Here is a 12,927-nt window from a genome sequence, read left to right on the forward strand (position 1 = left end):
TTATCTTAAAAGTATTTTTTTAATAGTCAACTTAACAAATTGGTTTAAAATTTCAATGTAGTAATAAATATTTCTAGACACCGTTAGCATATTCAACTGAGATAAGATATTTCTTCGTTCAATAACTGATTTAATTCTCCTATTATCAGAAACCCCACCAGAAGATACTATGGAAAAAAATGAATCCATATATATAAAATTTGCCGAATCTTTAACCTGTAGAAAAAATTTAAAGTCAGCACCTATTTTCAAAAATTTATCAAATTTATATTTTTCCATAAGCCCTCTACTTACAAAAGAGCTTTGGTGACAAAAAATCATTCCTTTCCATAATTCTTGATATTTAACTGATGCATTTTTTGGAAAGAGTACACCTTTCTTTGATACAACATGATTACCATATAAAATAGTGTTACTTAAATCCTTTTCAACTACAAGCCGATTATAAATAATTGTTAAAGTATTCTCATCATAAAACTTATCACCGGCATTCATAAAGCATAGAATGTTACCAGATGATACATTTATGCCTTTATTCATAGCATCATAAATACCAAAATCTCGTTCTGAAACCCAATAATCTATAATGTTTTTATTATCTTCTATGACATTCACAGTATTATCTATTGAGCCACCATCAATAACAATATATTCAAAATCTTTAAACTTTTGTATCCTAACTGATTCTATGGTAGCAATTAAATCTTCTGGGGCATTATATACAACAGTGATTATTGAAATCTTACAATTTTCTGCCATAATCTCCACCTAGCAATGAGTTATAAACCTCTTCATACTGACTAGCCACATTGCTATACGATCGTTTACTAAAACTCTTTTCAGCTATATGGAATTGTTCATTTTTATTTTCAATAATTTTGATTATATAGTCAGAAAAATTAATTCCATCTTTCGAAAATTCTACTAAATGCCCTAAAGACTCATCATCAATCAAATCTTTCATGCCTCCTATATTAAAAGCCAAGCATGGTGTTCCACAAGCTAGAGACTCTACAAGTGTATTAGGTAAATTATCTTGTATCGACGGGGCCAAAAATATATCAGCAGCATTGTAGAGTAAGCATAAACTAGCATCATCATACATACGTCCCATATAATGCGCTTTAAAACCTGTAGTTTCTTCTATTTTTCCAGAAGATGCTCCAAAAATAACAAGTTCTATGGATTCTATATAACTTGTTTTTTTTAAATTATTAAGAGCTGCAATTAGTAGATGGTAGCCTTTTCTAGGGTCTGTAGTACTTGACATGGCACCAAAAAGTAATAATTTCTTATTCTTTGGCAACCCTAACACCTGGCGGCAAAATAATTTATCTAGAGGTTTGTATTTTGAATGATCGATACAGTTACTTATAGTCTCAATACGTTGATTAGAAAACAAATAACTACTTCGCAAGCAATTTTCTAACCACGTACTTGGAGTAATTAGTACAAATTTCGTCTTCTTCCATTTTATTTTTTTGCTTAAAATTCCACATATCCAAATCTAGTCCAAACGAATTTGGATTTCGATTATTTTTCATATCCAATAATGTAACGTCCTGGAGACTCTAGATCATCATAATGTTCACAGCCAGAAAATGCCCACATATCATGTAACGTCCATGCCAATGGTTGTCTGATGTTTGCAATCTCACTTATGGAAAGCATTTCTCCACCCAACCAATGTAAATTTACGATATCTGGTGACAATTTATTAATAACTTTAACGAGTCCAGAGGGAAAAATATTCATAGAATGCAGAATAGAATTCCTAGAGTGTTGTAACCGCAAAATATGGCGAGCAAAAAAACTACCACATTTTATTCTAAACTTTCTAATTTTCGATACAGTATACACAAATGGATCATCTGATCGTTTATCTACAACCAGCATTTCGCTTTCAATCCCATGACTGCGCAGAGCCTGATGCAGACGAAACGCTGCTCTAGCTGCCCCCCATTAAGATCACTATAACAAATATGCAAGACTTTCATTTTTCTAATTCCTGCATTTTTGCTAATAAGGAAGTGGAAAATGTTAGTTGTTTCATGGAGATAGATGATACACATTGCGCATCTAATGCATTCTCTAACGATGTCACTAATTGCTCCACATTTAGATCCTTCATATCTAAAAGCGGGACATCAAATTTCTCAGCCAATGAATAAACCTTACCCTTACCTAAGGTGTAATCCATTGCAACAGAATTTACTCCTAACCCTAAACCAAATACCAAAGAGTGAAATCGCATAGCTAACAATGCATCTGCCCTTTTAAAAGCCTTGCAATAATCCAACGGAGGCATCTCCGGCCCCAACAGGGAATAATCAAGAGCTGGTGCAAGCGCCGTCTGGTTACGAAAAAGGCGGCGATAAAACCAACGATCATCCGCACCAAAATGGTTAGTGCACATGGGAAGAGGTCTAATCACTAAATCCGGTTGTTTGGATACCAGCTGAGTTAATGCTTCTAGAACAACACGCTCATAGTTGTCGCGAATGGCTAAAGCCTCTGAACGTGGAATATGGCTCGCATATTCATGATAAGGGAAATCACGTAACCCAAGCAGTAACACTCGTCTCTCAGAATTTGGTGTGTGTTCAGGTAATTGCTCAGCAACGCTGGCCAACCACGTAAAAGCAGGATCTTCTGCCACAACGTCCAGAGATGTATCAACACCAATCTGCTGCGCATAGTCTCGCGAACGCGCATCACGATAAACACGGATATCAGCCAAACGTAATATAGTGGCAATACTACTGTTAAGCCATGTATCTCCAAGAGGGCCGACACCACAACCTGCAACAATTATCTGTGCCCCTCCCCGTTTAGCCCTCTCAAAAATAACCTGCATTGGGGCTAGAGGTTCAATAGCCATAAGGGGCCCCCAAAGATGACGTAATCCATACTAGCTGCGAGAGCGATCCCCTCTTCTGGATTAACGATACGGGAGTTACGAAACTCTGGCATTTGACGACGTGTCATCTCGCTAATATAGGGGTATAAAGCAACAACAGTAAAGTGAATATCTTCTCCAAGTTGAGCTCTTAGAGTATGCATTACACCGCCAATAATCCCCTTATCACCAAGAGTTTCTGTTCCATACCAACCACATATTAGGACTTGTTTATTGGGAATTTGAGACTCAACTGAGGACTTAGGTTGCTGGCGGTAATATTCTAATTTGACGCGGTAACGTCGATGGAGTTTTAGCTTGTTCAATCTCTGAAAACCAGGGATACGACGAAGTTTTTCCTTTAATCTGAAACGCTCTTCAATACGCATTGACAACAAGCGACGATATTCCGCTGGTTCTGGAATTCCAACATAGTCATGATGGCAGTCATCACACTCATTGCTCAAAATATCTTGCAAGTGATCTCGATTGCCAAAATATGCCTGCATCGGATCCCCATGCGCAATATTCGTCATTAATGCCTTACTCTTCACTGCACAGTAAGCCAACTCTCCTTTGGATGTAATCGTTGCACCACGATGCTGCCAATCGCATCCAGCCGTCCTTGGCTTGCCATACAAGATTTGATCAATCAAGGAACGATAAAAAAATCGCTGCATCACACTTGGTTCATAGTACTTAATGAGTCCTTCAAGAAATTCTACAAACTCATATTTTTCTTCAAATGTTAAGGCATAAGGGTCAAGCAGATTCTGGGTGTAGAGTCGCTGGTGAGATACACCTTGTCGATATTTGATATATAAGCCGTGCTCGACGCAAAATTCGAACAAATCAGCAAGATGCAACACATTATCACGTATGACAGTACAACCGATGCGTACATTATCAACAGCGTCGAATTCAGAAAGAAACGCTAAAACTTTCTTCGCATGTTCAAAATTACCGCTACGACCTCGAACACGATCATGTATTTCACCATACCCATCAAGTGAAACCATAACATCAAAATGCTTACCGCGGGATTTGACAAGCTTTCCCATACTTTCGATTTTATCGATGACTTGTAAATATTTAAAAGCATTTGTTATAAGAGATATCTGCTTCAAGTTTGGCAGTTTATCAAGAACAACTTCGACTAATTCTATAAGATCATCTCGAAGTGTTGGTTCTCCGCCATTGAAACCTATTCCCTCAACCTGACTGAATAGATCACTACTTAATCCATCACGCAAATCATCAACTGTAATATCATTACTTTTTTTATTTTCCCAAATACGACACATTTTACAACGAGAGTTACAAATATCGATAACAGGGAATTGAATAACGATGGGCTTTTGTAGTTTACGCTTAGAGCGATCACTATACAAAGAATACTTTATTGCGTTGATCAGTGAAGATAAATGCATAACGTCCAACTTTAGAGGGAAGATAATCTGTTAATAATTTACTTATATGAGCATGATATTTGCTAAAATTAAAATTTAGTTAATAAGCCATATACGACCTTAGCTTTTGAATAAATAAAATTGATTGATAAAAGATATGCAATACATTTTTATATACATAGATATACTAATTGTTGGTATATCTGAAAATAAAACATCTTTTCTCATCAATGAACACATAAATTTTATAGACCCATTTCTAGTCTCAACTTGTTTAATAATTTTATTGACTAGAACCAAAGAATCTTTGTTTACAACTAGGTGACGAAATGACTGCAAATGGTAGGGTATTGAGTGATAATAGACAGCTGCTACCTTATAATTTTTAACAGCCATTCGCAAATAAACCACAGGGTCTTTGGGCATAACAATAAGAACATGCCGATTATCTCTATTCAGTAGAGGCAACCAAAAACTAGTATAAGCATGACATCCGCCATAAAGTGATGAAAAATATTCATCGTTTAAATAGTCTCGTTTAAATAATACCGCACCAAATGTACTTTTCCCTTTTAAGTTTAGAAAGGCATTATCTATATCCGTAAATCGTCTTAGCTCACATTCTCTACCCGAACTAATAGTATGTCCATCAGCATCTACTGGGGTACCATTAAATATAGCAATATCAACACCATCAACTTTTATCAATTCAAATAATGTTTTAAAAGCATCATCATAAAAATAATCATCATCACCAAGATAATATATATATTCCCCAGATGCCATATTCGCTACATAGTGCATATGTTCATCAAGGGAAATTCTTTCTCCCTGTTTCACATACTTTATATGATAATTATTTGATGTATAGTTACATATGAAATCCTCTACCTCTCTATAATCTTCATCTGAGGCATTATTAGAGATACAGATTTCTATATCCAACCCATAATGATCTTGTTCTACAATAGAATGAAGAGCTTCAGCTAGATAATTAGCTCTATTCAAACTTGGAATACATATACTTAAATCGCAATTCATTTTTTACCTAAACAGAATAGTTTTCCATGTCAAAAAAAATAATTCACGGCATAGAAAAACATGGAAAATGAAAGATTGAAATACTTGAGTGGTAAGCGTAGCAATAGCAGCACCGATGACACCATACATAGGTACTAATATAATATTTAAAATAAAACTAAGAATAGCAGCTAAAAATGTTTGCCATAACGTTATTTTTGTTTTATTTGCATTTACTATCCACAAACTTTGAGCACATCCAAGTGACACAGGAATTAATGTCAGCACATGAATGGCAAAAACATACTTACTCTGCACATATTCTGCACCATACAGAATAGGTAGCAAAATATATCCAAGAAGTCCAAAAATAACTGAAATACCTATGGCGCCATAAAACATATATCTGATTACCATTTTTACTCTGGATGTATACATCATTATATTAGTAGCCTTAGCTTTTGCTAAAAGAGGAGCAAAACTAGTAACGAGCAGAGTTGGAATAAAGTATGATATTTCCGCAAGGTTAGTACCAACAGCATAAATCCCTACAGAGTGTGTATCTTTAAACTTTTCAATAAAAAAGACACCGATTCTCATAAATACAATAATTGAAACAGCAGACAACGCCAACGGCCAAGACTCTTTTATCATATTTACAGCATATTCTTTATCAAAATCTTTAAGTTTAATGAATTTCAGACCAATTGAAGATTTTGCCTTCGAGAATAGAAAAAATGTAGATAAAAGAGCTTCAATTGGTATCATTAGGAATATATATACAGCACCGAAAGAGCAATAGACAATTAGCAATCTAGCAATAACACATATCGCATATGATTTAAATTTAGATATAACAGTATATTTACTGCCACTTATACTTTGATAGTATAAATCTATAACATTCCCTAGTGAAAAAAATATCGAAAATATGACTATTGAAATCACAAAAACATGTTGCCTAAGGAAAGCAAAAGCAATTACCACGCCAAGAGAAACAAATAACAAGGCTAATATAGCCTTGATTACAAAAATATTATTTAAAACTTTCCCACTCTTATCATAATTTCTTGCCATATCTCTCACTGCGATGGCATCAAGGCCAAAATTAGCCATAGCCTGGAATAATGCAGTATATGCTAATGCATAAGAAAGACTGCCTAGGGCTTCGGCTCCTAAGTATCTTGCGATTAAAACACTAACAAAAAAGCCAACAATTAGTTTTGTTGCTTTATCAATGAAAAGCCAGCCAAAGTTTCTAAGAACTTTGGCGAGCCCACTTTCAACATTCATATTTTGAATATTCATGAAATTAATATTGAAATTCAAGGGATTAATAATAAATATTATTCCCTTTAAAAATTTAAATTTCTGACATGCCGATGTCGATTGCTGAAATTATTTACTCATCATATCTATTAAAGCAACATCTAAAGAATATTTAGCACCCCATCCAAGTTCACGTATTCGGCGTATATCAGCACAACTGTACATTAGTTCGTGATCTCGATATGGCACTGCTCCAAATTCAATATCAGATTGACTTTTAGTAATTCTCACGACTGACTCAACGAACTCTCTAATCTTTATTGTTTTTCCTGTACCAATATCTATACTCTCAAAAGTATCAAGTTTTTTTAATGATTCAAGTATACATTTAAATGCTTCAACCAAATCTTCAATATAAATAAAATCACGTTCTTGATTTGCTTCTGTCAATTGTAGCTTTTGATTACCTAGACAACGTTCAAATACATATGCTGTAAATTTTGTCTTGTCATCATTTGCGCCAAAAAAATGTTCAATATTTAAATTAATAAATTTAATCTTTTTTAACTCACATTGCATTTTTGCGATTTGAACAAAGATGTCTTTTGTCAATGAATATTGACTAACTAATGAAGGAAGTGATGTGCCACAATTTATAAAAACAACATCTTCATTAATATCTTCTATAATACTTTGTGGAAATAAGACATTAGATTTAATCAGATCAGAAAAACTTTCACCTTTTCGGCCATATAAAGCAGCCGAATTTATTATTACATCTGGTTTAAACGCACGTATATGAAGCATCCAATTTGGCTGCTCAGTATTAATAAAAAATATTTTTTCCTTCCTAACTAATTTATCAGTGCAAGAGGAAATGCGAATAGTTCCTGCTACATCATGTTGTGCAACTAGGCTATTAGCTAGATGTGAGCCAAGATAGCCAGTTATTCCAGTAATTAATATTTTCATCTATCAGAATATAATATTTTCAGATTATAAACACTAAAAATTCAATCCAAAAAACTCTTCAAATTTTGAAATGACATAATCTAAATGAGATTGAGTTAAACCAGGATAAATGCCAATCCAAAAGGTCTGATTCATAACACGATCAGTATTTCCCAATTCTCCCACAACCCGATAATTACGACCAACAAAGTAAGGTTGGCGAATTAAGTTACCAGCAAAAAGCAGCCGAGTACCAATCTTAGCCTCATCAAGAAACTTGACTAGTTCAACTCTGCTAACACCACTAGTTTCTTTTAACGTAATAGGGAAACCAAACCAGGAAGGTTCTGAATTAGGTGTTGCCTCAGGAAGTTCTAGGAACTCTTCACAACTACTTAAACCAGATTTTAAGTATACAAAGTTCGATTTACGTTTTTCTACAAACTCTTCAATTCGCTCTAATTGAGCTAAACCACATGCTGCTTGCATGTCTGTAATTTTAAGATTGTATCCTAAATGTGAGTATGTGTATTTGTGATCATATCCTTGTGGTAATGAACCAAATTGTTGACCAAAACGCTTACCACAGGTGTTATCACAACCTGGCGCGCAATAGCAATCCCGGCCCCAATCACGGAGTGATTCAATAATCACTTTCAGTTTTTTAGATTTAGTAAATACAGCACCGCCTTCACCCATAGTGATATGATGAGCAGGGTAAAAACTCACTGTACCAATATCTCCAAAAGTACCTACCATTTGACCATCATACTTCGTACCTAACGCATCACAGCAGTCTTCCACCAACCAGAGGTTGTATTTATCGGCAACTTTGCGAACTTCAGCGAGATTGAACGGATTACCTAAGGTATGCGCCACCATAATAGCTTTGGTTTTTTCGGATACTGCCGCTTCAATCAAGGCTGTATCGATATTGTAGGTAGGGATATCTACATCAACAAAAACCGGAATAAGCCCATTTTGAATGGTTGGGTTAACGGTAGTAGGGAAGCCCGCTGCAACGGTAATAACTTCATCACCAGGCTTTAATGCACGCTCACCTAACTTGTGAGATGTCAGTGCAGTTAATGCTAACAGGTTTGCAGAAGAGCCTGAAGTTGTGGTCAGTACATGAGGGACACCAATGTATTCACCCAACTTTTTTCAAATGCATCGTTAAAACGGCCAGAGGTTAACCAACCATCCAGAGAAGCTTCAACCATTAATTGCAGTTCTTTTGCACCGATGACTTTACCTGATGGCGGTACCACGCTTTGACCTGCCACGAATATTTTTGGTGCTAACGTTTGCTCGGCATATTTCCCGACTAGTTCCGCAATTTGCTCTCGTAACTCTTGAGTGCTCATCAGTCTCAATTCCTATCTCTATTTTTTAAATTTTGCTGCTGGTGAGTTCAGTCAGCATTATTGAATAAGGCCAGCGCGTTAGTTAATTCCAGCGGTATGCATATAGTCGCGGATTTCACGTAACGTCACCTCACGCATGTCTTCTTTAGCCAACCAAGCTTTATGCCAACGAACAATGCGCGCCAACGTGCTATCCAAGTCCCATTGAGGCTGCCAATGAAGACGCATTTTGGCTTTTGAGCAATCCAACTTCAAATAATGTGCTTCATGTGGATGTTCAGCTACATCAAGTTGCCATGTGGCATCGTCACCCCAAAGTTGAGTCATTTTATTAACAATATATTCAACTGGCTTTGCTTCATGATCGTTTGGTCCAAAGTTCCACCCTTCGGCAAATTCACAGCGATGCAAATAAAGTTGTTGAGCTATTAGTATATAACCGGAGAGAGGTTCCAACACATGTTGCCATGGTCGAATTGAATTAGGGTTACGTATAACTACGGGTTGCTTCTTTTCAAATGATTTCAAAATGTCTGGGATCAGCCGATCTTTAGCCCAATCACCGCCACCAATAACATTACCTGCGCGGACAGATGCTAATGCAACCCCATGCTTGTCATAATCTTTAGGATTAAAAAAGAATTACGATAGGCTGAAGCAACCAGTTCAGCGCATCCCTTACTGTTCGAGTATGGATCATATCCTCCCATAGCTTCATTTTCACGATAGCCCCAAACCCATTCTCGATTTTCATAACATTTATCGCTAGTAATATTCACTACGGCTTTTACACTACCAACAGCACGTACGGCTTCTAGAACATACACGGTCCCCATTACATTAGTCGAATATGTTTCTACAGGATCTTCGTAGGAAAGCCTTACCAGCGGCTGTGCAGCTAAATGAAAAACAATTTCTGGTTTGAAATCGGCCATTGACTGACGGATGTGTAAATGGTCACGGATATCGCCTTCCTCGGATAGCAATCCGTCACTAACATTTGCCTGCTCAAATAAGCTTGGTATGGTAGGTACTGAAAGAGAATATCCCCTAACTACAGCCCCCATATCCTCAAGCCAAAGAGATAGCCAACTTCCCTTAAACCCCGTATGACCAGTAACAAAAACACGCTTTCCCTGCCAGAACGCTTTATCAATTGCCAAAGTTATTACTCCCAAACTTTCCAAGGTGCTTTATTATTCTGCCAAAGTTCCTCAAGATAGTGTTTATCTCTAAGCGTATCCATTGGTTGCCAAAAGCCTTCATGTTCATAAGCCATAAGCTGACCTTGTTCAGCTAATTGCATTAGCGGCTTTTGTTCCCATGTAGTTAAATCTCCATCAATAAAATCAATTACTTTTGGACTTAATACGAAAAAACCTCCATTGACCATTGAGCCATCACCTTTCGGCTTTTCCTTGAAAGACATAACTTGCCCATCTTTCATGTCAAGTGCTCCGAATCGTCCAGGCGGATATGCCGCAGTCAAAGTAGCTAATTTGCCATGCTTACGGTGAAAATCTATTGTAGCGCTGATATCAACATCTGCGACGCCGTCGCCATAGGTGAACAAGAATGCATCTTCATCTCTAAGATGCTCTTCAACACGTTTGAGTCGTCCACCAGTCATAGACTGCTCTCCGGTATCCACTAATGTAATATTCCATGGTTCTGCACGACGATGATGAACATCCATATGATTGTCACGCATATTAAATGTAACATCGGACATGTGCAGGAAGTAATTGGCAAAGTACTCTTTAATTACATAACCTTTATAGCCACAACAGATAATAAAATCATTAATACCATATGCAGAGTACATTTTTAAAATATGCCAAAGAATTGGTTTTCCACCAATCTCTATCATTGGCTTTGGCTTAACAACCGTTTCCTCACTAATACGAGTACCAAGGCCCCCAGCAAGAATAACTGCTTTCATTAACAAACTTCTCCAACTATTTTTAAACTATTTTGCAGGAGTAAACGCATCCGAATAAAATGCATTTGATGACAACCCATTTTCAATAAAAAGTTCTTTAGCTTCGTTAATCATTTCAATTGAGCCACAAGCATAAATATCCAAATTATCTAGAGTTGTAAAATCCTTCAAGACTGCACTTTGCACATGGCCTTTATGCCATTGCCAGTCATCCTCTCTAGATAAAACTGGTAAATAATGAATATGCTTATATTCATTCGACAACTTTTCTAATCTTTTCTCATAAAGTTCACTTCTATATTTCATTCCCCAGTATATAAATATTTCTCGGGTATCACCTGATTGAACCAAATCTTCAACCATTGCTTTAACGGGTGCTATACCAGTACCAGTAGAAATAAATACGAGCGTCTTATTATTGTTGCGAACAAAGAATGTTCCTTTAGGTCCTTCCATTCTCATCAACTGATTTTCTTTTAAGCTAGAAAAAGGAGATTAGACATTTTACCATCTTGAACTTTACGAATATGAAGTTCAATTTCATTTAAATTATTTTTAGAATTAGCAATAGAATAACTACGACGGATCCCCTGATAACTCAGATCAATATATTGTCCAGCTAGATAATTGAATTTAATTGCAGGAGGAAATCGAAAATGAATTACTAAAATATCATCAGTAATATTTTCAACTCTGGAAACTTTACATGGCACAGTTTGCGATTTTATTTCAGCCAACTCAGGATAATAATTGGCGATTAAAGAAATATCTGATTTTGCCTTGGAGCAACAAGTGAGTATATGACCAGTGGTCACTAATTCGCCCACCTCATTTTCAACTATACCTTCAATTATTTCAGCTCGACAAACACCGCACGTTCCCGTTTTACAACTATGCTCTAACACAATATTTTGTGTTAGAGCATCTTCGAGCAACTTGTTTTCGCTACTGTATATAACTCCTGACGGCTGGAGTTGTACTTTAAATGCCATAAAAATCTGTTCTACTACGTTAATTAATTATCTTTTACTCTCAAGAGCGAAGGAGCTCTGAGGCATAATTTTTCATTTTGAGACATAAAAAATCATTTAATACACTTTAATCACTTGATTTTAGCTATCAAGGCTATCCCTCACAATAGGACCTTCATTTTCTTAATTTATCAATTAACTTGGCTTTCTAAACCAACTCAAGACTTGCCAGATATGTGTCAATATCCATGTATAAGATAAGAACATCGCCATAAAACAAGTAAACATTATCCACTCAGGAACAGCGTAGATTTCTGATAAACATCCGATAATAGCTAAACTTGCCCCCATCATAGAGATGATTGCCAAAGTCTGACGACGATTGAATCCCGCACGTTCAAAAATATGATGCAAATGATTACGATCAGGCTGAAACGGCGACACGCCCTTTCTAATGCGCCGATACATAATGGACGTCATATCCATTAGTGGGATAGCGATTAAATACAAAGCAGTAACGGGTCTGAAGGCTTTAACACTACCCTCAGTACCTATCACCAGTAGCCACACAACAGTTAAACCAATCAGCATACTACCAGCATCACCCATAAAAATTTTGCCGAAGTTTTTCGGCCAACTCAGATTGAACATTAAATAGGCAATAATAGATGCTATAAACAGTACCGGCAGCAAATACCAATCGTTATTCACCCGGCTAAGTAAAAACGCCAAAGCCGCAAAAGTGATCAAACTGAGCATTCCAGCAAGGCCGTCGATACCATCCACCATATTGAAGGCATTGATGGCACCAATCACCGCGATGATGGTGACTATCGTCCCAACGGCCCCCAGATAAACTTGAAAGCCAAGAATTGAACCTAAGCTATGAAGATAATAGCCAGCACCAAAAATCATCATGGAAGCCACAATAATCTGAGATGCCAACCTCAGTCTGACGGATAAATCGTACTTATCATCAAGCACGCCCAAGAACAGTAGCATGGCCGCGGAAACGAAATAGATATTAAGTGTTTGGCTATCTTTGATAAAAAACATCGACGCCATCAATACGCCTATATAAATACAGATCCCCCCACCA

At 36.6% G+C, this 12,927-nt stretch carries 16 protein-coding genes; all 16 read right to left on the reverse strand.

All coding sequences use genetic code 11. The annotated features are described in order from the left end of the window. Positions 1 to 759, reverse strand: coding sequence for a glycosyltransferase family 2 protein (locus KHX94_RS02845; protein WP_213682289.1), 759 nt, complete (start codon positions 757 to 759; stop codon positions 1 to 3). Beyond that, the gene (locus KHX94_RS02850) at positions 743 to 1,315 is read right to left on the reverse strand and encodes a glycosyltransferase (RefSeq protein WP_342345835.1); all 573 of its coding nucleotides are present in this window, start codon (positions 1,313 to 1,315) and stop codon (positions 743 to 745) included. The genes KHX94_RS02845 and KHX94_RS02850 overlap by 17 nt, the downstream gene beginning before the upstream one ends. A gap of 218 nt (positions 1,316 to 1,533) precedes the next feature. Continuing rightward, positions 1,534 to 1,896, reverse strand: a complete 363-nt coding sequence (locus KHX94_RS02855; protein ID WP_342345801.1) for a hypothetical protein — start codon at positions 1,894 to 1,896, stop codon at positions 1,534 to 1,536. Between the two features lie 97 nt (positions 1,897 to 1,993). After that, a complete protein-coding gene (locus KHX94_RS02860) occupies positions 1,994 to 2,881 on the reverse strand; it encodes a polysaccharide pyruvyl transferase family protein (RefSeq protein ID WP_213682291.1) in 888 nt (295 codons plus the stop codon). Further along, positions 2,863 to 4,329: a radical SAM protein gene (locus tag KHX94_RS02865; RefSeq protein ID WP_213682292.1), complete on the reverse strand. Its 1,467-nt coding sequence runs from the start codon at positions 4,327 to 4,329 to the stop codon at positions 2,863 to 2,865. The genes KHX94_RS02860 and KHX94_RS02865 overlap by 19 nt, the downstream gene beginning before the upstream one ends. A 99-nt stretch (positions 4,330 to 4,428) precedes the next feature. After that, positions 4,429 to 5,349: a glycosyltransferase family 2 protein gene (locus KHX94_RS02870; protein WP_213682293.1), complete on the reverse strand. Its 921-nt coding sequence runs from the start codon at positions 5,347 to 5,349 to the stop codon at positions 4,429 to 4,431. Between the two features lie 3 nt (positions 5,350 to 5,352). Beyond that, a complete protein-coding gene (locus tag KHX94_RS02875; protein ID WP_213682294.1) occupies positions 5,353 to 6,636 on the reverse strand; it encodes a flippase in 1,284 nt (427 codons plus the stop codon). Positions 6,637 to 6,726: 90 nt separating this feature from the next. Continuing rightward, positions 6,727 to 7,569 (reverse strand): NAD-dependent epimerase/dehydratase family protein, encoded by an 843-nt coding sequence (locus tag KHX94_RS02880; RefSeq protein WP_213682295.1) that lies wholly within the window; start codon positions 7,567 to 7,569, stop codon positions 6,727 to 6,729. A 33-nt stretch (positions 7,570 to 7,602) separates the two neighbouring features. Next, entirely contained in the window at positions 7,603 to 8,706 is a 1,104-nt protein-coding gene (rfbH, locus tag KHX94_RS02885) for a lipopolysaccharide biosynthesis protein RfbH (RefSeq protein ID WP_244859296.1), read from the reverse strand. Continuing rightward, a complete protein-coding gene (locus KHX94_RS20070; RefSeq protein ID WP_244859297.1) occupies positions 8,673 to 8,915 on the reverse strand; it encodes a hypothetical protein in 243 nt (80 codons plus the stop codon). Before KHX94_RS20070 ends, rfbH begins: the two co-directional genes overlap by 34 nt. Positions 8,916 to 8,993: 78 nt before the next feature. Beyond that, the gene (locus KHX94_RS20075; RefSeq protein ID WP_244859298.1) at positions 8,994 to 9,443 is read right to left on the reverse strand and encodes a Rossmann-fold NAD(P)-binding domain-containing protein; all 450 of its coding nucleotides are present in this window, start codon (positions 9,441 to 9,443) and stop codon (positions 8,994 to 8,996) included. A 68-nt stretch (positions 9,444 to 9,511) separates the two neighbouring features. After that, positions 9,512 to 10,078 carry a CDP-glucose 4,6-dehydratase gene (gene rfbG / locus KHX94_RS20080; protein WP_244859299.1) on the reverse strand — a complete coding sequence of 189 codons (567 nt, stop codon included), beginning with the start codon at positions 10,076 to 10,078 and terminating at the stop codon, positions 9,512 to 9,514. 5 nt (positions 10,079 to 10,083) lie between these two features. Then, complete coding sequence (gene rfbF, locus KHX94_RS02895; protein ID WP_213682296.1) at positions 10,084 to 10,857, reverse strand: glucose-1-phosphate cytidylyltransferase; 774 nt, start codon at positions 10,855 to 10,857, stop codon at positions 10,084 to 10,086. A 27-nt stretch (positions 10,858 to 10,884) separates the two neighbouring features. Then, on the reverse strand, positions 10,885 to 11,319 hold the full coding sequence (locus tag KHX94_RS02900) for a ferredoxin reductase domain-containing protein (protein ID WP_244859412.1): 435 nt from the start codon (positions 11,317 to 11,319) through the stop codon (positions 10,885 to 10,887). A 14-nt stretch (positions 11,320 to 11,333) separates the two neighbouring features. Further along, positions 11,334 to 11,849, reverse strand: a complete 516-nt coding sequence (locus tag KHX94_RS02905; protein WP_213682298.1) for an FAD-binding oxidoreductase — start codon at positions 11,847 to 11,849, stop codon at positions 11,334 to 11,336. A 174-nt stretch (positions 11,850 to 12,023) separates the two neighbouring features. Next, positions 12,024 to 12,893 carry a UDP-N-acetylglucosamine--undecaprenyl-phosphate N-acetylglucosaminephosphotransferase gene (gene wecA / locus KHX94_RS02910; protein WP_342345802.1) on the reverse strand — a complete coding sequence of 290 codons (870 nt, stop codon included), beginning with the start codon at positions 12,891 to 12,893 and terminating at the stop codon, positions 12,024 to 12,026. Between the last annotated feature and the right edge of the window lie 34 nt (positions 12,894 to 12,927).

The sequence above is a fragment of the Shewanella dokdonensis genome (assembly GCF_018394335.1).
Classification (GTDB): domain Bacteria; phylum Pseudomonadota; class Gammaproteobacteria; order Enterobacterales; family Shewanellaceae; genus Shewanella; species Shewanella dokdonensis.

Coding starts and splice junctions, on each gene's coding strand:
- KHX94_RS02845 (WP_213682289.1), bottom strand. CDS start 759: ATGGCAGAAAATTGTAAGATTTCAATAATCACTGTTGTATATAATGCC.
- KHX94_RS02855 (WP_342345801.1), bottom strand. CDS start 1,896: ATGCTGGTTGTAGATAAACGATCAGATGATCCATTTGTGTATACTGTA.
- KHX94_RS02860 (WP_213682291.1), bottom strand. CDS start 2,881: ATGGCTATTGAACCTCTAGCCCCAATGCAGGTTATTTTTGAGAGGGCT.
- KHX94_RS02865 (WP_213682292.1), bottom strand. CDS start 4,329: ATGCATTTATCTTCACTGATCAACGCAATAAAGTATTCTTTGTATAGT.
- KHX94_RS02870 (WP_213682293.1), bottom strand. CDS start 5,349: ATGAATTGCGATTTAAGTATATGTATTCCAAGTTTGAATAGAGCTAAT.
- KHX94_RS02875 (WP_213682294.1), bottom strand. CDS start 6,636: ATGAATATTCAAAATATGAATGTTGAAAGTGGGCTCGCCAAAGTTCTT.
- KHX94_RS02880 (WP_213682295.1), bottom strand. CDS start 7,569: ATGAAAATATTAATTACTGGAATAACTGGCTATCTTGGCTCACATCTA.
- KHX94_RS20070 (WP_244859297.1), bottom strand. CDS start 8,915: ATGAGCACTCAAGAGTTACGAGAGCAAATTGCGGAACTAGTCGGGAAA.
- rfbF (WP_213682296.1), bottom strand. CDS start 10,857: ATGAAAGCAGTTATTCTTGCTGGGGGCCTTGGTACTCGTATTAGTGAG.
- KHX94_RS02900 (WP_244859412.1), bottom strand. CDS start 11,319: ATGAGAATGGAAGGACCTAAAGGAACATTCTTTGTTCGCAACAATAAT.
- KHX94_RS02905 (WP_213682298.1), bottom strand. CDS start 11,849: ATGGCATTTAAAGTACAACTCCAGCCGTCAGGAGTTATATACAGTAGC.
- wecA (WP_342345802.1), bottom strand. CDS start 12,893: ATGGCGTCGATGTTTTTTATCAAAGATAGCCAAACACTTAATATCTAT.